The organism is Gemmiger sp. (assembly GCF_057431175.1).
Window position 1 is genome coordinate 38170 of the sequence record NZ_DBMDDV010000018.1, and the last position, 21483, is coordinate 59652.

The 21483-nt window shown below is 59.3% G+C and carries 19 protein-coding genes and 1 tRNA gene; 5 read left to right on the forward strand and 15 right to left on the reverse strand.

All coding sequences use genetic code 11. The features are described 5' to 3' along the window. Nucleotides 1-219: 219 nt before the first annotated feature. From ACZO0A_RS07900 to ACZO0A_RS07920, 5 genes are all read right to left on the reverse strand, one after another. Complete coding sequence (locus tag ACZO0A_RS07900; RefSeq protein ID WP_215692519.1) at nt 220-477, reverse strand: TIGR03905 family TSCPD domain-containing protein; 258 nt, start codon at nt 475-477, stop codon at nt 220-222. A gap of 31 nt (nt 478-508) precedes the next feature. Continuing rightward, complete coding sequence (locus tag ACZO0A_RS07905; RefSeq protein WP_215692518.1) at nt 509-1375, reverse strand: PHP domain-containing protein; 867 nt, start codon at nt 1373-1375, stop codon at nt 509-511. A 105-nt stretch (nt 1376-1480) separates the two neighbouring features. Next, nucleotides 1481-1864, reverse strand: a complete 384-nt coding sequence (locus tag ACZO0A_RS07910; protein WP_302376837.1) for a BlaI/MecI/CopY family transcriptional regulator — start codon at nt 1862-1864, stop codon at nt 1481-1483. 12 nt (nt 1865-1876) lie between these two features. Then, nucleotides 1877-3934 (reverse strand): M56 family metallopeptidase, encoded by a 2058-nt coding sequence (locus ACZO0A_RS07915; protein WP_302376836.1) that lies wholly within the window; start codon nt 3932-3934, stop codon nt 1877-1879. 367 nt (nt 3935-4301) lie between these two features. Then, the gene (locus ACZO0A_RS07920) at nt 4302-5984 is read right to left on the reverse strand and encodes a phospho-sugar mutase (RefSeq protein ID WP_302376835.1); all 1683 of its coding nucleotides are present in this window, start codon (nt 5982-5984) and stop codon (nt 4302-4304) included. 217 nt (nt 5985-6201) lie between these two features. Here ACZO0A_RS07920 and ACZO0A_RS07925 point away from each other — a divergent pair, with 217 nt between their 5' ends. From ACZO0A_RS07925 to ACZO0A_RS07940, 4 genes are read left to right on the forward strand one after another with little or no spacing between them, the layout of a single operon-like run. After that, on the forward strand, nt 6202-6879 hold the full coding sequence (locus ACZO0A_RS07925; RefSeq protein ID WP_302376834.1) for a hypothetical protein: 678 nt from the start codon (nt 6202-6204) through the stop codon (nt 6877-6879). Continuing rightward, nucleotides 6872-7399: a YqeG family HAD IIIA-type phosphatase gene (locus ACZO0A_RS07930; protein WP_294842018.1), complete on the forward strand. Its 528-nt coding sequence runs from the start codon at nt 6872-6874 to the stop codon at nt 7397-7399. Before ACZO0A_RS07925 ends, ACZO0A_RS07930 begins: the two co-directional genes overlap by 8 nt. 9 nt (nt 7400-7408) lie before the next feature. Further along, nucleotides 7409-8218 (forward strand): VanW family protein, encoded by an 810-nt coding sequence (locus ACZO0A_RS07935; protein ID WP_294842021.1) that lies wholly within the window; start codon nt 7409-7411, stop codon nt 8216-8218. Nucleotides 8219-8230: 12 nt separating this feature from the next. Next, entirely contained in the window at nt 8231-9760 is a 1530-nt protein-coding gene (locus ACZO0A_RS07940) for a YifB family Mg chelatase-like AAA ATPase (RefSeq protein WP_302492927.1), read from the forward strand. Nucleotides 9761-9896: 136 nt separating this feature from the next. Here ACZO0A_RS07940 and ACZO0A_RS07945 read toward each other — a convergent pair whose 3' ends face one another. The 8 genes from ACZO0A_RS07945 to ACZO0A_RS07980 form a co-directional block, all read right to left on the reverse strand. Next, nucleotides 9897-11060: a PDDEXK-like family protein gene (locus ACZO0A_RS07945; RefSeq protein ID WP_302376832.1), complete on the reverse strand. Its 1164-nt coding sequence runs from the start codon at nt 11058-11060 to the stop codon at nt 9897-9899. A gap of 10 nt (nt 11061-11070) precedes the next feature. Then, nucleotides 11071-12123, reverse strand: coding sequence for a glycosyltransferase family 4 protein (locus ACZO0A_RS07950; protein ID WP_302376831.1), 1053 nt, complete (start codon nt 12121-12123; stop codon nt 11071-11073). A 60-nt stretch (nt 12124-12183) separates the two neighbouring features. Beyond that, nucleotides 12184-13326, reverse strand: a complete 1143-nt coding sequence (locus tag ACZO0A_RS07955) for a glycoside hydrolase family 3 N-terminal domain-containing protein (protein WP_302376830.1) — start codon at nt 13324-13326, stop codon at nt 12184-12186. Between the two features lie 225 nt (nt 13327-13551). Beyond that, nucleotides 13552-14568, reverse strand: a complete 1017-nt coding sequence (locus ACZO0A_RS07960) for a DUF4340 domain-containing protein (protein WP_486846196.1) — start codon at nt 14566-14568, stop codon at nt 13552-13554. 9 nt (nt 14569-14577) lie between these two features. Further along, nucleotides 14578-16002 (reverse strand): Gldg family protein, encoded by a 1425-nt coding sequence (locus ACZO0A_RS07965; RefSeq protein WP_294781086.1) that lies wholly within the window; start codon nt 16000-16002, stop codon nt 14578-14580. Nucleotides 16003-16015: 13 nt separating this feature from the next. Then, nucleotides 16016-16879, reverse strand: coding sequence for an ABC transporter permease (locus ACZO0A_RS07970; RefSeq protein ID WP_294717985.1), 864 nt, complete (start codon nt 16877-16879; stop codon nt 16016-16018). After that, nucleotides 16863-17876, reverse strand: coding sequence for an ABC transporter ATP-binding protein (locus ACZO0A_RS07975; RefSeq protein ID WP_294717984.1), 1014 nt, complete (start codon nt 17874-17876; stop codon nt 16863-16865). Before ACZO0A_RS07975 ends, ACZO0A_RS07970 begins: the two co-directional genes overlap by 17 nt. A 168-nt stretch (nt 17877-18044) precedes the next feature. Next, nucleotides 18045-18806, reverse strand: coding sequence for a DUF975 family protein (locus tag ACZO0A_RS07980; RefSeq protein WP_294781090.1), 762 nt, complete (start codon nt 18804-18806; stop codon nt 18045-18047). A 215-nt stretch (nt 18807-19021) separates the two neighbouring features. Here ACZO0A_RS07980 and ACZO0A_RS07985 point away from each other — a divergent pair. Continuing rightward, nucleotides 19022-19108: transfer RNA gene (locus tag ACZO0A_RS07985), tRNA-Leu, on the forward strand. A gap of 486 nt (nt 19109-19594) precedes the next feature. On the opposite strand, the gene sstT is transcribed toward ACZO0A_RS07985, so the two are convergent. Further along, on the reverse strand, nt 19595-20857 hold the full coding sequence (gene sstT / locus ACZO0A_RS07990; protein ID WP_486846197.1) for a serine/threonine transporter SstT: 1263 nt from the start codon (nt 20855-20857) through the stop codon (nt 19595-19597). A 326-nt stretch (nt 20858-21183) separates the two neighbouring features. Further along, the coding region (locus ACZO0A_RS07995; protein WP_486846198.1) for a hypothetical protein at nt 21184-21483 on the reverse strand (300 nt) is incomplete at its 5' end.

Here is a 21483-nt window from a genome sequence, read left to right on the forward strand (position 1 = left end):
AACGTCAAAAGGCTTCCCCATCGGGGGAAGCTGTCTGCGAAGCAGACTGATGAGGGCAAAGCCTGCCGGCACCACCTGTCTGCGGGGGATGCCACTGAAAAGCCTGCCCTCATCCGGCCTCGCCAGCTCGGCCACCTTCAGTCTTCGCGCTAAGAGCCGCCTGCGGCGGTTGCGCTCCGACACGCACCTGCGGGTGCAGCCCCGCGGGGAAAAGGCTTTTTACTGCATCTCCGCCAGTGCGCCCTTCAATGCCTGGGCGATCTGGTCGGGGCAGCTGGTGGGCTTGCGGCCGCAGGTCGTGCCTTCCATGCGGGCGATGGCGTCCTCGGCCTTCATGCCGGGCAGCAGCTTGGCGATGCCCTTCAGGTTGCCGTCGCAGCCGCCAAGAACCTGCACGCTCTTGATGGTGTGGTCGTCGTTCAGTTCCACAACGGTGCGGACGGAACAGGTGCCTTTGTTGTTGTACGTGTAAGTCATGATGTATTGCTCCTTAAATTTTATTGCTCTTTTATTTTGCCTTTTTCCAGGTTGCCTTGCGCGCCTTGGCAATGTCGCCGATGCGTGCAATCATTTCGTCACTGGTGGAGAATGCCCCCACCGGGCGCGGGGTCACGGTGTTGATGCCGTGGTAGTCCGTGCCGCCGGTAACGATCAATCCGTTTTCTTTTGCCAGGCGGGCAAGCTCGGCCTTGTCCTCCGGCGTGTTGCGGGGGTGGTTGATCTCGACGCCGTCCAGCCGCCCGGCTGCGATCAGCTCCCGGGCCAGCTCCATGCTGTGGTAGACGCTGGGGTGGGCCAGCACGACCACTGCGCGGCTTGCCTTGATGACCTCCAGCACGGTGTCCACAGGCTCATACCGGGGCGTGTGCAGGATGCGCCCGCGCACAGGTTTCAGGCCGAAAAGCGATTTGTATACCGTATTATACATACCGTCGGCCAGGCCGTACTGCCACAGCACCCGCATGACCTGGGCTTTGAACAGCGTGCCGCTGTCCCTGGCGAGTTCCAGCGCTTCCTCGGTGCGGAACTGGGGGCAGATTTGTTCCAGCTCCTTGCAGCTTTGCAGCATAGCGGTCAGGCGGCGCTCGGCCATCATGGCGGCGAAATCCGCCAGCGGGGCGCAGTCGTCCGGCCAGTAGCAGAGCAGGTGGACGCGGTGGGCGCGCTCATAGTCGTAGGCGGTCAGCTCAGTGGCCGGGATGAGGTGGACGCCGTTCTGCACCGGATGGGCGTAGGCGTACCGCACGCTCTGGATGGAATCGTGGTCAGAAACCGCCAGGTGGGTCATCCCCGCGCAGGCCGCCAGAAACGGTAGCTTGTCCACCGGGGTCGAGCCATCGGAGTAGGTCGTATGGGTATGCAGATCACCGGGCATAGCGCGTCACCTCACTTGCAGATACTATGGGACATATTATTATACTACAAGTTGAGGGAGAATTGCAAGTAGGGGCGAGCAGTGCTCACCCCTACAAATTTTACGCTATTTTCTCTCTTTTTTCAGTTCCTCCAGATACGCCGTCAGCTCGTCTATGTCGGCATCGGTCAGGGTATCGGTTTCTGCCAGGGCGGCGACGAAGCTGCGGGGGCTGCCGCCGAACAGGCGGTGCCACGCGCTTTTGCTCTCGGCGGGCAGGTATTCACTGCGGGTCAGGGTTGCGGTGTAAAGGTACCCCCTCCCCTGCTTTTCGCGGGTGACACAGCCCTTTTCTTCCAGCCGGGCCAGCAGGGTCAACAGCGTGGTGCGGGCGCGGGGCGGGCCGGGCAGGGCGGTTTCCAATTCGGCGGCGGTCAGGGGTGCGGCGGCATCCCACAAAGCGTTCATGATTTCCAGCTCTGCATCGGGCAGGCGTTTGATTTTTGGCATGGGCGTCTCCTTTTAATCCAAGCTGTGGCCGCCGGCAATGACCGTGCGGGCGTCGTACGGCATCTCGGTAATAGGTGCAGTCTGCTCTCCGTTCGGGCCGACAATCACCGTGCGGGCGGCAGTGTCGCCGTTGTAGACATAGAAGATGTATTCCTGCACGCCCGCCCACGTGGCGGTCAGGTAGTCGCCGTCGCGGGTGAACGCCCATACGCCGCAGTCGTCGCCCTCGGCCACAACGTAGTCGGGGATGGCGTCGGTCTTGGGCGCGGTGAAATCCAGCGCATTCAGCTCATCGTAGGTCAAAAAGTACGGCAGGCTGTTCCAATCTCGACCCCCGGTAAAGTCGATGTTCAGCATCAGCAGGGCATCGGCAAAGGTGTGGAAATCCTGATTGCGGTAATATAGGTAGGTTTCCAGCTCGGCCTGCGGCCAGTCGGCGGGGGTGCCAAAATCCCGTGCGCCCGCCTGGGCCAGCGCGTTGCATTGGTGTACCAGGGTGCGGTACTGGCGGTTGGTCAGCCGCAATTCCCGCGCGGGGTCGATCGTGCCGAAGTGGGCCGTCTCGCCGGTGTTGTTCTGCTGCCAGCCACTGACAAGCTCGCAGGGTTCGCTCTCGTCATAGGGCACGGCGATATAAATATAAAAATCACCCTCGCCATACTGTGGGCCCAAGAAAAGTTTTTCCGGCTCGAGTTCTGCTTCAAAGTTCACCTTGGCGAACGTGCCTTTGCCTGCGTTCAGAAAGTCCTGCCAGGTCGTGCCGTCCGCGCGGGGTTCCTGCAAAATGGCGGCCAGATTTTCGTTTTCGGCACTTTCGGCGGCGGGGTCCTCGACCAGCGAGGTCATACCGCCGTTGAACTTGTAGCCCCACAGGGTCGGCAGGCACTCGTCCCAGAAGTAACTGTCCACGCGCCGTGTGGCGGTGAGCTGCTGCTCCGTGGGCAGCTGACGGTTGATGTCCTTGATCTCCGCAAGGGCTTCTTCTGTCGAGGGCGTCGCAGTGGGCGCGGGTTCGGGTGTCTCCTGTGTTGGGGTATCGGCGACTTGACAGGCCACCAGGCCGCCCGCACAGCAGGCGGTCAGAGCCAGTGCGGCCAGCAAAGTGCGGCCCCGGCGTTTGGGGGCAGTGTCCCATAGCGCGGCAAGGCGCTGCTTGAACTGGCGCTTGTTCAGCGCAAAACCGCTGGTCAGAGCCGGGCCGCGGCTGCGGCGCACGGCGGTCATCAGGGCATCGGCGTAGGCCGTGCGGTAAGCAGCGTCGCGGCCGTGCAGGGCCTCGGCGTCGCAGGCTTCCTCGATATCACGGCCCGCGCGGGCGGCCAGCATCCAGACAGCCGGGTTGTACCAGTGCAGGATGCACACCAGCGTGAGCAGCAGCTTTTTCGCGACGTCATGTCGTTTTATGTGGGTCAGTTCGTGAACCAGCATACAGTCCGCACCCTTGGGGGCTTCGCCCGCAGGGACGAGCAGGACGGGATGCAGCGCCCCCGCCACCATGGGGCTGCGCACCAGCGGCGTGGCCTGCATTTGCGGGCATTGGCCCTGCGGCAGGGCGTCACGCCAGCTTTTAGCCACCGGCTGCGCGTTGCGGCCCACGCGAATACGCCAGACGGCATAGCCGCCGAACTGGTAGAGTGCAACAGCCATGACGCCCAGTTCCCACGCGAGGGCCGCCAGGTTGCCCCAGTTTGTATCGATGGCAAGACGTTCCAGCACAGTACGCCGGCCGGTTTGCAGTTCCGCGCGGGGCACGATGTAATGCATCGTGTTGTCGTCGGCTGTGGTCGTGCGGTAGGGTACGTTGGCGGCGGGCTTCGTGGTGGTTTCCTCCGTCAGGGCGGTCATCTGGGTATAAAACGGCTGAGCGCTGACCGTCACCGCCGCCGGGGCCTGAGGCAGAAGCGCCCGAACCGGCACGAGGAACAGCACCGCCAGCGCCACCCACAGGCGGCAGAGCCACCGCGGGCCATACCGTTTTTGCAGCTTGGGGGCTGCGGCCAACAGGGCCAGCACCACAAGGCCCAGCAGCAGGCCTTGCACCAGAAAGGCGATGAAAAGCGGCAGGAACATGGTGGGCCTCCTTTTGATTCTACGGTTGTAGAAGATTTGATTTGATTTTATTCTACAAGTGTAGAATTGTATTGTCAAGTGGCATGGGTGACGAATTATTGGGGGAGTTTTTGGGGAAAGTGCGCAGTGGTGGAGATGCACGGAAGGGATGAATTTCTCCCCTACAAATAGCGGGATAGTCTACGGCAGCATTTGTGTAGTGGGCGGTGTCCTCGGCGTCCCGCGGAGGGGTCAAGGCCCCCTGCATAGGCGGTCGTCTGCCTTACACGCGCGGGCCGGGCATGCCCGGCCCCTACATGGGCGGCGACAAAAAAGCGCACCGCGTCCCAAAACAGACACGGTGCGCTTACTTACGCTATCCTAAATTTTACGCCAGCAACGGCTTGCAGGCCTCGGCCAGCTTTTCCTTCTTGGCTTCAGCCTCGGCAAGGTCCTTGCCCTTGGTGGTGAAGTAGGTCTTGATCTTCGGCTCGGTGCCGGAGGGACGCACGACGACGGTTGCGCCGCTTTCCAGCGTATAGATCAGGACATTGGCGGCAGGCAGACCGGTTTCCTCGGGCTTCTTATAGTCAACGACCTTGACGACCTTGTCACCGGCAAAGTCCTTCGGCGGGTTGTCGCGCAGATCCTGCATGATGCCCGCCATCTTGTCCATGCCGGACAGGCCCGGGAACTCGAAGCTGTCAACCTTGTTCAGGTAACGGCCATACTCGGCGTAGATGCGCTCCAGTTCTTCCTTGATGGAGGAGCCCTTGGCGCGGTAGTAGGCGGCCATCTCGCAGATCAGCATCGAGCCGATGATGGCGTCCTTGTCGCGGACATAGGGGCCAGCCAGGTAGCCGTAGCTCTCCTCAAAACCAAAGATGAAGCGGTCAACCTCACCGGCGGCTTCCAGCTTGGCGATCTGGTCGCCGATCCACTTGAAGCCGGTCAGGACGTTGCGGCACTCGACGCCGTAATGCTCGGCAACCTTGTCAGCCAGCGGGGTGGAGACGATGGACTTGCACATGACAGGGTTCTTCGGCATGGTGCCCTGCTCGATACGGCCTGCACAGATGTAGTCCAGCAGCAGAACGCCGACTTCGTTGCCGGAGAGCAGCTCATAGCTGCCATCCTTGCACTTGACGGCGATGCCCACGCGGTCTGCGTCAGGGTCGGTAGCCAGCATCAGATCAGCGCCGGACTTCTCGGCCAGTTCCAGACCCAGGCGCAGAGCCTCAAAAATTTCGGGGTTGGGGTACGGGCAGGTCGGGAAGTTGCCGTCGGGTTCCTTCTGCTCGGGCACAATGGTGATATCGGTGATGCCGATGTCGCCCAGGACATGAGTGACGGGCACAAGGCCGGAGCCGTTCAGCGGGCTGTAGACCAGCTTGAGACCGGCAGTCTTGCAGATGCCCGGGCGGATGGAGCGGGCCTCGATGGCGGCATAGAGGGCATTGATGCAGTCCTCGCCGACATACTCGATCAGCCCCTGGGCCAGACCATCCTCAAAGGAAATGAGCTTGGCCCCGGTCAGGATATCCGTCTTTTGGATCTCGGCGTAGACAATGTCGGCGGCCTCATCGGTCATCTGGCAGCCGTCCGGGCCGTAGGCCTTGTAGCCGTTGTACTTGGCGGGGTTGTGGCTGGCCGTGACCATGATGCCCGCGTTGCAGTTGTAGTAGCGGGTGGCAAAGCTCAGCGCGGGAACCGGCATAAGGGCCTTATAGATGCGGACCTTGATACCGTTGGCGGCCAGCACCTCGGCAGCGGTCTTGGCGAACAGGTTGCTCTTGATGCGGCTGTCATAGCTGATGGCAACGGTCTGGCTGCCGCCCTGGGTCTTGACCCAGTTGGCAAGGCCCTGGGTGGCCTGGCGGACAACGTAAATATTCATGCGGTTGGTGCCTGCACCGATGACGCCGCGCAGACCGGCGGTGCCGAATTTCAGGGCCACGGCAAAGCGGTCCTGGATGGCGGCATCGTCGCCCTTGACGCTTTCCAACTCAGGTTTCAGGTCGGCGTCGTCCAGCTCTGCGGCGAGCCAGCGCTCATACATATCTTGATACATAAGTAAAACACCTTCACTTTCCATAGGAAATACTAACTTAGGTATACTCTAAATATACCAACTTTGCCGTACTCTGTCAATCGAATTTTGTTTATTTTTGCCTGATTTTTACAGTTTCTTTCGCCTTTCGCCCTTGCCAAACGGCGTTTTCCAGTGTATAGTGAAGGTATCTGCTCTGCGCATCGATGATTATATCCAAGGAAAGCCGTGGACCCATATGAAACATACGCCTGAACTCATCGTCATGCTGACTCACAACGACGTCACTGTGCCCGATGCCGCCGCAGTCTTTGCCCGGTGTCAGCACACCCGCGCCCGGTATTGGGGCTTTAAAGAGGAAGGGCTTCCCTTCGCCGAGATGCAGGCCCTGTTTGCCCAGATGAAAGCCTGCGGCAAGACGACCTGTTTGGAGGTCGTCGCCTACACTGAGCCAGAATGCCTGCGCGGGGCCGAAATGGCCGCTGCCTGCGGGTGTGATATCCTGATGGGTACGGTCTACTCTGACGCCGTTCATGCCTATTGCCGCGCCCATGGGCTGCGGTATATGCCCTTCGTCGGGCAAATTTCTGGCCGTCCCTCTATCCTGCACGGCACCCCGGCGGGGATGATCTGCGAGGCCGAGGGCTATTTAGCCAAGGGCGTGGACGGCATTGATCTGCTGGGCTACCGCTATACCGGCGACGCGGCGGCGCTGAACCGTGCGTTCATCGCGGCGGTCCATGCGCCGATCTGCCTGGCGGGCAGTGTGAACAGCTTTGCCCGGTTGGATGAAATCAAAGCTGCCGGGGCCGCGTATTTCACCATCGGCAGCGCCTTTTTTGCGCACGCTTTTGGCGGGGATATCGCCGACCAGATCAACACCGTCTGCGACTATATGGAGGCCCCGTATGCTTGAGCGTTGGTACCCCACGGCCCATGTTCCCAGTGTATTTGCCATCGACTATGAAAAGCTGGCCGCGCTGGGCTACAGAGGCATTTTGTTTGACATTGACAACACGCTTGTCCACCACGGCAACGATTCCACGCCCGAGGTGGATGCGCTGTTCCGCCATATCCACAGCCTGGGGCTGAAAACACTGCTGCTCTCCGACAATTCTGCCGCGCGCATCGAGCGATTCAACCGCAATATCCGCACGCTTCTTATTGCCGAGGCGGGCAAGCCCGACCCCGCTGCCTACCGCCGGGCCTGCGCCATGCTGGGCCTGCCGCCCGAGCAGGTCGTCTGCGTCGGCGACCAGCTGTTCCGGGATATCCGCGGCGCAAACCGCGCCGGGCTGGACAGCATCCTGGTGGATTTCATCCGGCTGCCCGGCGAGACGCACTATGGCAAAAAGCGTGTGCTGGAAAAAGCCATCCTCTGGTTTTACCACCGTGACCCGCGCCGCCGGGGCCGTCTGGACGGCATAGGAAAGTGAGGCAGTTTCATGTTCTGCGATATCAGCCCGACCTGTTACAAAATTGCGCTGCAAAAGGAAATCTGCAAGCGCCATATCAAGAATTTTTTCGCGCAGGAAAACTATGCCGACACGCAGGATACCGCGCCTCTGCCCTGCATAGTGGCGCAGTACAGTTCGCACCTCATCAAGCGCGGCAAGGGCATCGACCCAGTCTTGCAGGAGAACAAGGCCGTCAACATCCGCCTTGCCAATGAAAGGCTCAACGGCATTCTCATCCGCCCGGGTGAGACGTTTTCCTTCTGGCATCGGGTGGGCAAGACGACCAAGCGCAAAGGCTACCGGGATGGGCGGATTTTGGTGCGTAATCATATTCTGCCGGGCATCGGCGGCGGGCTGTGCAACCTGGCAAACACGATTCACCGCGTTGTGCTGGTAAGCCCTCTGACCGTGACCGAGTTCCACAAGCACTCCGACGCGCTGGCCCCCGACGAGGGGCCGCGGGTGCCGTTCAGTTCCGGCACGTCGGTGTTTTACAATAACGGCGACTACCGTTTTAAAAATGAGACGGACCAGACGTTCCAGCTGCTGTTGTGGTGCGATGAGGACAATCTCTACGCCGAGCTGCGCTGTGAGCGCCCCCTGCCCTGCCGCTACCGCATTGTGGAGGAAGGGCACCACTTCCAAAAAGAGGGCGGCAAATATTACCGTGTGTCGAAGATTTACAAGGAGACACTGGACGCACAGACCGGGCAGCTGCTGCACCGGGAGCTTGTGCTGGACAACCATTCCGAAGTCATGTATGACCCCGCGCTGATTCCCGGCGTGGAAAAACTGTAAAGGGAGCCGCCTATGTATGCAAAAGTGACAAGCCTCGGCGTGACCGGGTTAGCCGGGTACATCGTGCAGGTGGAGGCCGATCTGTCCGGCGGGCTGCCGCAGTTCAATCTGGTGGGCCTGCCGGATTCGGCGGTGAAGGAGAGCAGCGAGCGGGTGCGCAGCGCCATCAAGAACCTGCACTACGAGTGGCCCGCCAGCCGTATTACCATCAACCTGGCCCCCGCCGACGTGCGCAAGACCGGGCCGGTATATGACCTGCCGGTGTTCGTGGGCATTCTGGCCGCGCAGGGCAAGCTGCCCGTCCCCGGCGGCGAACGGGCGTTTTTAGGGGAGCTGGGCCTGGACGGCACATTGCGCCCCGTGACCGGCGTTCTGCCCATGGCGATGGCTGCTGTGCAGAACGGCGTGAAGGAGCTGTTTCTGCCCGCCGAGAACGCTGCCGAAGCCGCTGTGGCCGAAGGGCTGACCGTCTACCCTGCCCGCAGTGCCCAGGATGTTGTGCTGCACCTGTGCGGCGCGGATCCCATCACTCCGGCCACGCCCGAAGGGTACGATGAGAACGGCGTCTGGCTGGGGCCGGATATGGCCGATGTGCGCGGGCAGAGCGAAGCCCGCCGCGCCATGGAGGTTGCCGCCGCAGGCGGGCACAACCTGCTGTTGGTCGGCCCGCCGGGTACCGGTAAGTCCATGCTGGCAAAGCGGCTGCCGGGCATTCTGCCGCCGCTGACCTATGAGGAAGCGTTGGAAACGAGCGCGATTTATTCGGTGGCCGGGCTTTTGCGCGGCGGCGCGGGACTGGTCAGGGAAAGGCCGTTCCGCAGCCCGCACCACAGTGTCAGTTCCACCGCCATCGTGGGCGGCGGGTCTGTGCCCCGCCCCGGCGAGGTGAGCCTGGCCCACAACGGTGTGCTGTTTTTGGATGAGTTGCCGGAGTTTGCCCGCGACACACTGGAGGTGCTGCGCCAGCCGTTGGAGGATGGCAAAGTCACGGTCAGCCGCGTGCATGGGTCGGCGTCCTACCCCTGTAAGTTTATGCTGGTGGCAGCCATGAACCCCTGCAAGTGCGGCTACTTAGGCCACCCGACGCGGGAGTGTACCTGCACGCCCAGTGCCGTGGATGCCTACCGGCGGCGCATTTCGGGGCCGCTGCTGGACCGTATCGACCTGCACGTTGAAGCGCTTCCGGTGGAATATGACGATTTGGCGTCGGAGTTAGGCGGCGAGCCGAGTGCCGACATCCGCGCCCGGGTCATGGCCGCCCGCGCCTTGCAGCGGGAGCGGTACAAGGCCCTGCGCGGCGTGCGCTGCAACGCGCAGCTGCCTTCCAGTGCGCTGCGCCGCTACTGCCGCATGACCCCCGCCGCCGAGAAAATTTTGCGCGGCGCATTTGAACGGCTGGGATACAGCGCCCGCGCCTATGACCGCATTTTGCGGGTAGCCCGCACCGTGGCCGATTTGGACGGAAGTGAAGTTTTGGACGCAGCGCATCTGTCCGAGGCGCTGCAATACAGGAGTCTGGACAGGAAATATGGAATGAGGTAAAAACTCATCTTAACTTATAAATGTAGTCGAGGCTCCTGTGTACGAACATTGTTTGCCTCTACATTCTCTACGACGGTGGAAAGCATTTTTTGACATACTGAGGGGCACAACTCATTTCCGAGCTGTGCCCCCTTTTTTAGTTCTGTTGCACCTTTACAAGGAGCTTTTTCTCCCAGATTTTCAGATCCAAAACCGCCTTTATCACCTGTTCACGGACTTCTGTCTGCAAATCATTTTCGGTATCAATCCCATATTTTTTTGAATAAACACGCTTGTACCGATAACCTTCCCGCTTTTTGTCGTTTGGTTTTGCGATGTCTATAATTTTATTTTGAATTTTCTTTCTGTCCTCTGGCAAATTCCAGCCGCCGAGTTCAAAGACAAGCGAAAGGGATTCATCCGTTCTGCCAAACCAATAGTTATAGATGTTGCTGTTGCCCCATGACCCATTGTTTGCAGACAGCGGCGGCAGTACTGCGTCCATTTCTTTTGTGTGGAAGCACAGCCAGGAATCCGTTGAATTTTCGTCAAAAACGATACTGCCCTCATCGCTCATCTGCTGTAGGGTTTCTCTGACCGCCGCTGCGATTTGCCCGCGGTTATTCACGCGGTGTTCAAATATGAGGTCCAGTGCTTTTTGATGTTTTTTGTATATTTTATCGCATATCTCTATCAACTGTTGGTCGTCCACAATATCTCTCCTGATAATCGCTATATAGTTGTCAATCATCAACCGCACATCCGGAATCAAGTCGATACCGCCTGAAACACTTTCCAGTGTTTCAACAATATCCAGATAGGTCATCACATCCCAGTACTCTTCATCACTCGGCAATTCCCCGTCTGGTGTCAGATACAGATAGATTCTGCAATAGTCCGGGTACGCTTTTTCAAGGATTTTTCGATACCGGTTCAGTTGGTCACTGTGCTCATGCGCACCAACCTTATTTTCAAATGCTATCAGTGTTTTTTCTTCGCTGGAGGTGAGCAAAATATCTATATCGCTCCACTCCCTCTGTACTGTAAAGCTGCAAAAATCCATCAATGCCAGTTGGAACACATCGTACCGCCCAGCACTATCATTCGCCACCAGTTTTTGCACCAGCGCTTTTACATACGCATCACCCATGCCATGGTTTTCATTTGCATTCAAAAGCCACGCCAGCATATTGCTGTGGCGAATTTCGGCCCGCGAAATTTTCAGCACATCAAACAGATTAAATTTTCCTGTCCACGGCAGCAGTTCATTTAGGCAATCAATATCCAGCAAAAATTTTTTCAATGCTTCTTCGTCTGTCACTGCTTACACCCTACCTTTCCAGAATTTCCAGCAGTTTCGCCGCGCTTTTGTCCCAGCTGTATTTTTCCAGCAGGGCGGCAGGGGCGGCGGCGGGCGGGGTGACGGCAGAAACATCGCCGGGGTTGGTGCACAAATCAATATAGGCGGCGCAGTCGCCGTAGACTTCGCGCATACAGGGGGTATCGCTGACGATGATCTCAGGCGCACCGCAGGCGACGGCCTCCAATGGAGGGATACCGAACCCCTCGTAGAGCGTCGGGAAAAGGAACGCTTTGCAGTGGGCCATCAGCGCTTTGGCCTCACCGTCGGCGACATAGCCGAGGTAGAGCACGTTGGGCAGGTCGGCCAGCCCCAGGCGCTCGGCCTCGGCGGCCAGGCTACCGCCACCCGCAATGGCAAATACCGCGTCGGGCTTTGCCTTGGCCGCGCGCAGCACCCAGGGGAAGTTTTTGTTTTTCAGCAGGTTCGCCATGCTGAAATAGTACGCACCCCTTTGCAGCTGCGGATGCTTGGCAAAAATGCCGTCATCGGGTGTCAGGCGCTGCATCTGCTGCCAGGCGTTGTAGACGATGTTCATTTTTTCCAGCGGCACACCGTAATATTTGTGAATTTCAGATTTGGAAAACTCCGACACCGTGATGATGCGCTCGGCCTTTTGGGCAATGCGGCGGTATTGCAGGCAGTGCCAGGCGGCGCTCAGGCGGTCGCGGACGGACGTATAAAAATCGCGCCGGGCACGGTAGCAGACATCGTGAACGACTGCAATGCCGCGGAAGCCGAACCATGGAATAATGTTGCACGTAGCAAGGCCCTTGGCTCCGCGCCGCTTTAAATATTCAGGGTAATCCAGCTGCTGCCAGGCAAGGCCCCGGCGGGTGCCGAAGGGCACGGCCCGGATGTTCTGGTAGGCCGGGGTGGTCACGCCCTGCGGGGTGACGATCTCCACAAAATCGGGCGGCACAATGCGATCCAGGGCGGCCAGCAACTCAATGGAATAGCGCTGGATGCCCGAGACGCGCTGAGCGAAAAAAGAGCCATCGACGGCCCAGATGGTGTTGGACATAGGGTACCTCGTTTATACATTATAGCGTGCGTCAGATGCGGGCGGAGCAGAGCCCCGCCCCTACACTGCAAATTGTTGTTTATAATGCAGGATTTTGTTGACGCTTTGGTCAAGGCGGGCTTCGGATATCGTGCCGTTTTGCACAGCGGCAAGGACAGCATCGTAGGCTTCCTGCAGGGAGTTTGGCATCAAAAGTACATCACACCCCGCTTGGATGGCCTGGACGGCAGCCTCTCCGGGAGTGTAGGCTTTTGTGATGGCGTCCATCGAAAGTGAGTCGGTGACGATCAGCGTGTTCTCTGCGTCGGGAATCATCGCAATCAGCTCCGCCGAGAGGGTCGCAGGGGTGTCGCTGCCGATCACGTTCGGCGCGGCGATGTGCCCCACCATGACAGCGTGCAGGCCGGTATCCGCCGCAAAGGGCAGCAGTTCGCAGTTTTCCAGTTCTTCGCGGGTCTTGTAGGTCACAGCCAGGTCGGTGTGGCTGTCCTCGGCAGTATCGCCGTGGCCGGGGAAATGCTTGAGCGTGGGCAGGATGCCGTTTTGCCGCAGGCCCTCCGCCGCAGCGGCGGCCATTTGGGCAGCGGTGGCGGCATCCGACGAGAAAGCACGCTCTCCGATGATGGGGTTATCGGGGTTGGTGTTCACGTCAGCATCGGGCGCAAAGTCCATATTGAAGCCGTAGGTTTTCAGGTACCCGCCGATGGTCTGCCCCATAGCGCGGGCGTTCTCAGGATCGCCCGATGCACCCACTGCGGCGGCACTGGCATAGCGGGGCAGGTCAAAGGCGTCGTTGTTCGCCAGCCGCGCGACCATGCCGCCCTCCTCATCCACCGTGATGAACAGCGGCGTGGCGCTGGCGGCCTGCAAGTCTTTATTGAAGTGCGCCAGCTGGGACGGTGACTCGATATTTTTGCCAAACTGGCAGATGCCGCCCACCGGGTATTGCTGCAGTGTCTCCCGCATGGCGTCGGTCACTTGGGTCACACCGTCGGCCCTGGGATCGTCAATGGTCTCCTGGGAGAGGGTCAAATCGAGGGCATCCGGCCGGACAATGAAAAGCTGACCGACTTTTTGTTCGAGGGTCAGGGTTGCGGCCGTGGAGGCGGGGGTTTCTGTTGGCGCGGGGGTGGCCGTGGAGGCCGAGGCGGAGGCACAAGCGGTAAGGAGAAGAGCAGCAAGGATAGGAAGGAGGGTTTTCATGGGCAGAGTTCTCCTTTCGGTTTTCGAGGGGGCGGCTGTGGGAAGGCGCGGCGGGGCGAGGCGTCCCACCCTGCAAATCAACGGATAAATGGGCATCTTCCTTACACGTGCGGGCCGGGCATACCCGGCCCCTGCAATGGCACTACCTTATATGTATAGTAGCATATTTCTCCTGCCGGGGCAAGAAAAAAGAGAGGGACAGCATCTCCCTCTCTTTTGTATCTGTTAGTCCGGCAGGCTGGCGGCGTAGTCGTTCTCGCCGCCTACCGGGTACTGGGCTACCACGTCGGTGGTCGCTGCCGTCTCGGCGGTGGCGGTGGCATCATGCAGCGTCTCCTTCGTCACGGCAAAAGCCGCCTTGTGGTCGGCGTTCACCTCATACACCACGGTAGGCGCGGCGTCGCTGGCAAGGTAGCACAGGCTGTCGGTGGTGTCGGTGGCCTCCGTGCCAAACCGCACCGTCAGGCTTGTGCCGTCGGTGAAGGTCAGCGTTGTGGTCACGTCCGGGTCATCCAAGCCGTAGGCGCTGTCTGCGTCTGGCGTCGTGATGGTCCATGCCGTCTGCATCTGTAAGATCGTGTTGGCTATCTTTTTGACGCTGCTTTGGTTCAGGGCGTAGCCCGCATCGTCGGTCAGCGTCCAGCTGCCGTCAGTCTGGGTGAAGTCCAGGTCATTCATCTGCATCGACACCACATCATCCAGCGTCTTGTCGGTCAGTGTCTGGGCCTTGTACAGGTCACGGGCAGATTTGCTCAAGGTAGCCAAATCGCTGCGTTTGACCGTGTAGGCCGCGCCGGTGTCGTCGTAGACGTAATAGACATCGGCCACACTGTTCAGCTGATCCACGGTCAGGCTGACGCTCTCCTCTCCCGCGCCGATGGCAATGGTCATCTGGGGGGTAGCGCTCTTTTCGGGCAGGTCGGTCAGGTCACTGCCCTCCAGCTTGCGCTGGGCGGTCAGGTTGGCGTAACTCTCTACAAGGCTGGCGGTTTTCGTCTGGTCCAGCGGCAATGTTGGGTCGGATTCCAGCATCCAGTCGCCGGAGCTGTTTTTGACCAACGTCACATCCTGGTTGTTGCCCGCGTAGGACAGGCGGTCGATATCTTCCACCGCAAAGCTGCACAGCGGCAGCGTCGCGTCGGTGGTATCGTCCCCGCGCTGCAATACGGCCAGCAGCACGACCAGCACCGCCATGACAATGATCAGCACCACCAGCGGCAGCATCTTTTTTGTGTTTTTCATGGCGGCTCCTTATCTGCGGCGGCGCACGACGCAAACCACCGCACCCGCAATCAGGCAGATGATAGGCAGCACCAGCGTAAACAGCACGCCCAGCGGCAGTGCGGCCGAGGTCGGCACGCTCAGCGAGGCCGCGCTCATGCTCTTAGCGCTGATGACGGCGGTCGTCTGTTCGCCATTCATCCAGTTGACGACGCTGCCCAGAAACTGCGCGTTGCCGCCGGAGACGGCCTGGTTGATGTTGGACAGCAACAGGTTCGGGCAGTTGACCCAGACGACCCGTGCGCCGGTGGTGACGTTCTCCGCCGCCACGGCCACAGCAAAGGTGCCCTCAGGGTCGGTGTCGGCTTTCTGGGCGGTCTCGGCGGTGGCGTAGTTCTCCATCGAGTAGGCTGCGTCGCCGGTGGTCAGCAGATCGGTAAAGCTGAACTCGCTGTCCTCATCGGTGGTGATGCCCTGGGCGATGGGGGTGTAGACCATCATATTCTGGGACACACCCGCCGTAATTTCGTTGCTGGCCAGCGTGGGCAGCAGGTAGGTCTGAGGGTAGCCATAGGGGTAGTGGTCGGTGTCCGTCTCGATCAAAAGACCCGGCTGGCGGGCCATGCCGCAGGCGGCCAGCAACGTGTCCAGGTTGGGCGTGTCGGTGGTAAAGTCGGTGGCCACAAACAGCTTGCCGCCGTTTGCAACGTAGTCAGTCAAAATCGTTGTTTCTGCGTCGGTCAGGTCGGCCCCGGGCGCATTGATGAGCACCGCAGCGGCATCCGCCGGGATACTGCCCGCCGTGGTCAGGTTCAACTCGGCAGTGGTGACGCCCGCGTTGTTCAGCGTGTCGGTAAAGTCGCTGGACAGCGCCGCCTCACCGTGGCCGGTCAGCTCATACAGCTGGTAGGACGTCTCCCGCGTGACCTTGGCAATGCCGGAGGTAATGGCGTTTTCCGCCTGGAAGCTGTAATTGGCGCTGCCGGTGGAGTAGTAGCTCTCCAGATCCAACTCGTACATATCGTTATAGGACAGCACATCGCTGTTGTCGCCGCTGACGAGGACGACACTGCCGGTGGAGGCCCCGTCGTACTGCTGGGCGAAGGTTGGGTAGAGCACCGGGTCGCGCTGCTGCCAGCTGAAATGGCTGCTCTCGCCCGCATAGCGGTCCAGCAGGCGGGTGATGTTGTCGTCCTCCTGCCCGCTCTCGGCCAGGTAGTAGGCCGTCACGTCGGCGTTCAGCTCATGCAGCAGGTTCTCGGTCGTCTCACTCAAGGTAAACAGCGAGGTCGTGGAAATATCGTACTGGGTGTATTTGGTGGGCAGGGCGCGGATAACCAGGTTGAGCAGAATGACCACGACCAGCGCCACGGCGGCCAGCACGCTTGCGTACAGGCCGCTGTGCAGGGCGCGTTTGCTGCCGCCCTGCGGGAGTTTCAAGTTCAATTTTTTCATAGCAATCGCCCCCTTAGTTCCAGCGGCGGCGTTCCAGCGCCTGCCCGGTCAAAAAGAGGAACAGCCCAATCACGGACAGATAGTAGGCAATGGCCGGGATGCTGAACATACCGCCCACGATGTCCGCAAAGGGTTCAAACAGGGCCAGCGCCGACAGTACGGCGTTGAAGGCCGCCAGCAGCCACGCTGGGCGCAGCTGGAACAGGATGAACAGCACGACCGCGCCGACGCAGAACACCGCAGCGCCTGCCGTCAGCCGCTTGCAGATGACGCCCACGAGGATGGCCGCAATCAGCAGCACCACGGTGAACACGATGAACGCCAGCAGGTTGCCGGTGGTGAACATCGTTTTGATACCGTTCATCAGATAAGCGACGAGCAGCGCACCGAAGGTGGCAAGGTAGGCGAGAATCTGGTTCTCGGTCAAAGCCGAGATCCAAGTACCCACGGCCAGGCAGGCTGCGCCCAGCAGGACATAGCCCAGCAGGGCGCTGTACGCTGCCACCAGTGATACCGTACCGAAGGCTTTTAAAATCAGCGGCATGAGCACCGCCGCCGCCAGCGGGATGGCGAACACGGCGACCTCGGCCAGAAATTTGCCCGCCACGATGGCCGGGATACTGACCGGGCTGGTCAGAAGCAGCTGGTCGGTCTTATTCTTGCGTTCCTCGGCAAAGCTGCGCATGCTGATGGCCGGCAGCAGGAAGAGCAAGATCATCGTCATGGTGTAGAGCACCGACGCGAAATCCGACGAGGCGTAGAGCAGGTTGCGGTTCGTGTAGTACAGTCCCAAAAAGAACAGACTGACCGCCGCTATGACCCAGCCGATCATACCGGTAAAGTAACTTTTGACCTCACGCTTAAAGATTGCTGTCATCGCCGTTCGCCTCCTTTTCCTCGGTTTGCGTCTCGGGTGCGGGGGTCGTCTCCCCTGCCGCGTCCGGGGCTTCGGTCAGCTGCAGGAACACATCCTCCAGGCTCATGGTTTCGGCGCTCAGGCTCAGCACCGGGCAACCCGCCTGGGCCAGCGCCAGGCTGAGTGCACCGCGCAGGTCTGTTCCCGCAGTGCTGACGGCGGTAAAGCTGACCTCGCCGCCCTTTTCGTCGGTGACTTGTACATCGGTCAGGCCGGGCACAGCGGATGCAGCGGCCACAACGGCATCGCGGCTGCCCTGAGCCGTGGCGGTGATGGTTCCCTTCGCGGTCAGCTGGGCGGCCAGTTCCTCCGGCGTCCCCTGGGCCACCAGCTTGCCGTGGGCAATGATGAGAACCCGGTCACAGACGGACTGGACCTCGCTCAAAATATGGCTGGACAAAATGACCGTGTGGGTCTTGCCCAGGTCGCGGATGAGGGAGCGGATCTCGATCATCTGCGCCGGATCCAGACCGACGGTTGGCTCGTCAAGGATGATGACTTTCGGCGTGCCCAGCAGCGCGGCGGCAATGCCCACGCGCTGGCGGTAGCCCTTGGACAGGTTGCGGATGAGGCGGCGCTCCATCCCCTGCAAGCCCGCGCGGGCGGCGGACTTTTCCACCGCGGCGGCGCGGTCGGCTTTCTTGCGGGTACCTTTCAGCTCGGCCACAAACAGCAGATATTCCTGCACGGTCATATCCTGGTACAGCGGCGGCAGCTCCGGCAGGTAGCCGATGCAGGCTTTCGCGGCGGCAGGTTCATCGGCAATGTCGTGGCCGTCGATTTTCACCGTGCCGTCGGTGGCGGAAATGTAGCCGGTGATGATATTCATGGTGGTAGACTTGCCCGCGCCGTTGGGGCCGAGCAAGCCGTAGATGCAGCCATCCTCGACGGTGAAACTGATATCATCCACCGCTGTGTGGCCGCCGTAGCGCTTTGTCAGATGCTCTACTTCGATCAAAGTGCACACACTCCCTTTTTACATTGGTTGCCTCTATTATACTTTTAAAATGTGATAATTTTGCGATAATGGTTTGAAGATGTGTGAAACCTTGCGCCCCTTTCCGACAAAAAGCGCCGCAGAAACGGTTTTTCGGCCCGTTCCTGCGGCGGTATAGCATAGTTCTATTTAAAAGGTATCATGGCGCACAAAGCCGCCCAGTTCATCGGTGGTGGACATACCCGTGGCAAGGGCCTTGCTGCGCATGGCGGCATAAAACTCGGCGTAGGTGGCCTGCATATACGGCTCCAGGAAGAAACCGCCAATGCCGAGGGTGAACGCGCAGAGCAGCAGCCAGCCAAAGAAGGACAGCTGCAGGACGAAGTAGTTCCACTTTTCGCCTTCCATCATTTCCTTGCTCAGCTCCATGGCGCGGGTGGCGGTCATGTAGGGATTTTCAGCCAGCAGGTAAGGCACAAGCGCATAGCAGTACGACCAGTAGACGCCCGGCACGATGAGCAGGATGTAGCCCAGCGTGACTTTTAAATTGGTGAGCAGCTGCACCACGATAGGGTTGCCGTAGGGGCGGCGGAAGGTGCTGACGACAGTGGAGGCCGGGGTCAGGGATTGGCGGCTCTCCATAAAATAGCGGCAGCGGCCCACGTTGAGCGGGTAGACGACAAAGAGTGCCCAGCAAAGCGCGGCAATAGAGCCGATGAGCATACCGACGAGGATCGCCCCCAGCATACTGTCGGGGATACTGTTGACAATGTCATAGGCCGTCGTGTCATCCGTAACAGTGCTGACAGCCTGATGCGCTGCACTGCCGCTGTTGGCCCCTGCCCCGCCCAGTCCTGCAATGCTGAGGGCCAGGCAGATCCAAAAGCTGCGCCAGTAGCGCCCCCTGAGTGCCTGCTTGGCGTTATTTTTTAAAAGTGTACGTGTCCACATAAGTGTCGCACCTCCCTAGTCATTGCTAATATTATAACAGGTTATGGCGCAAAAGCAAGCGGCAGCACGTTTTGTTTTGACGATTTTACGTTAATTTTGCAGTTGTTCACAAAAATATAAAAAAGTTTTGATTTTTTTGCCGAAAATGCTTGACATTTACGTGGCATTTGGCTATAATAATACACGTCGCCGGAACACGGTGGTCAACAGAATATGCGGATGTGGCGGAACTGGCAGACGCGCTAGATTCAGGTTCTAGTTCCCTTAAAAGAGTGTGGGTTCAAATCCCTTCATCCGCACCAAACGGAAGCCCCGAACTTAGGTTCGGGGCTTTTCGTTTGGTCTTGCGGTGAAGAGGATTTGAACAGGGCGACGGCGCTGCAGCGCCGGGGCAAACTGTCCTGCGGACAGTTCGCCAGCCTGCGGGAAAATCCCTTCATCCGCACCAAAGAAAAAGACCTAAGAACGTTTGTTCTTAGGTCTTTTCTTTTTGCCGTACCGAACTTTTACCGCACCGCGATACAAAAGATGCTGGTCATTCAGAGCGTTCCCCCAAGCACCCCGCAGATATTATACTGATTACCGCTCCACGTACATAGAACAAAATCTACTGTTGATTATTGAATTTTATTTTTCCCAAAAAGGGCGGCACAAATTTCGAATAACAAAGTAGGGGCAGCAGGCGGCGGTAATCCTCTGCCGCCGCGAGACTTTCCTTTTTTTCTCTGACATAAATGCAGCCCCGGTTTTGCTGACGAAACCGGGGCTGTACTTATTTAATGTATCTCTTACTTTCCACCCATAAATGCCGGGAGAGGTTTGCTCTCCTTGAGCCACTGGTGATACTCGGCGGTGGCGGCGAACTCCACGTCACCGGCGGAGTTCAGCGCAGTCTCGACGGAGTCCTGAATGACGCCGATGATGAAACCGACGCCGACGACCTGCATAGCGATATCATTGGAGATGCCGAACAGCGAGCATGCCATAGGGATGAGCAACAGCGAGCCACCCGCGACGCCGGAAGCGCCGCACGCGCCCAGTGCGGACATGACGGACAGCAGGACGGCGGCAGGCACACTAACATCCATGCCCAGCGTGTTGGCTGCAGCCAGCGTCATAATGGTAATGGTGATGGCCGCACCGTCCATGTTGATGGTCGCGCCCAGAGGGATGGAGACAGAGTAAATGTCCTTGTCCAGCCCCAGCTTCTCACACAAGGCCATATTGACCGGGATGTTGGCGGCAGAGCTGCGGGTGAAGAAGGCGGTCAGGCCGCTTTCACGCAGGCAGCGGAACACCAGCGGGTAGGGGTTGCGGTGCAGGTAGATGAAGATGATGAACGGGTTGATGACCAGCGCCATGAACAGCATCGTGCCCACCAGCAACAGCAGCAGACGGCCGTACTGGGTAAAGATGGACAGGCCGTTGTCCGCCACGTTGGTAAACACCAGGCCCATGATGCCGAAGGGAGCCATGTTGATGACCCAGCGCACAATGGTGGAAACCGCGTCCGCCGTGTTGGCCATAAAGTTTTTGGTGGTGTCGCTGCCCAGGCGCTTCATAGCCAGGCCAAACAGGCAGGCCCACATCAGGATGCCGATGTAGTTGCCGTTCATGATGGACGCCACCGGGTTGGAGACGATGTTCGCCAGCAACGTGTGCATGACGTCACCCAAGCCCTGGGGAATCACGTCCGCAGTAGCAGCCTCGGCCAGCACCAGCGTCTGGGGGAACAGCTTGCTGGTCACGACGCCGAGCGCCGCCGCCACAAAGGTGGTGAGCATATACAGCCAAACGACCGTGCCGAAGCGGCGGTCCAGCTTGGACGAGCCCTGCGCCAGCGCACTGGCGACAATGACGAAAACCAGCACCGGGGCAATGCCTTTCAGTGCGCCGACAAACAGGTTGCCAAGTTCCTCGATCCATGCCGCGCCGGGGCAAATCAGCGCCAGCGCCGCACCGACGACTAGGCCGACGGTGATGCGCAGAATCAGGCTGGTCTGATTATACCGGGTAGCCACCGCTTTGGCCGCTTTCGTGAGTTGGTTCATACAAATTCCTCTTCCCTTTTTATACTGCGCCGGGCACGGCTTGCAGGGTGCGCCCAGCGTGCAAAAGCCGCCCGCACAGACCGCTTTTGCGTAATAATCCACATTATACCGCAAAATGTGCAGATTGCAAGATACGGACAGTTGTACCAGCCAGAGAAACACGTCGTTTTTTGCGATGGGACGATGTAAAAAAATATTAAAATTTGTTTTTATGAGCGAAATAGGTGTATTCGTGGTGCGGACAGTTTACTGTGAAATTACAGGACGGGGGTGCCTTCACCCCGCCGCTTGGCGCCACAATTCATATGCAGCAAAAAATCCCCGAACTAACGTTCGAGGATTTTGGTGCGGATGAAGGGATTTTCCCGCAGGCTGGCGAACTGTCCGCAGGACAGTTTGCCCCGGCGCTGCGGCGCCGTCGCCCTGTTCAAATCCTCTTCACCGCAAGACCAAACGAAAAGCCCCGAACCTAAGTTCGGGGCTTTTCGTTTGGTGCGAGTAGTGATACAGAACTTTTCAAAAACCATCGTAGTACAATTTGTTTTTGAGGCCATCGGATAGCAACTTGCTTGTATCGCACCCCGATGGGCGGCTGTATTGAAAAAACAGTTGCCTTTTATATACCA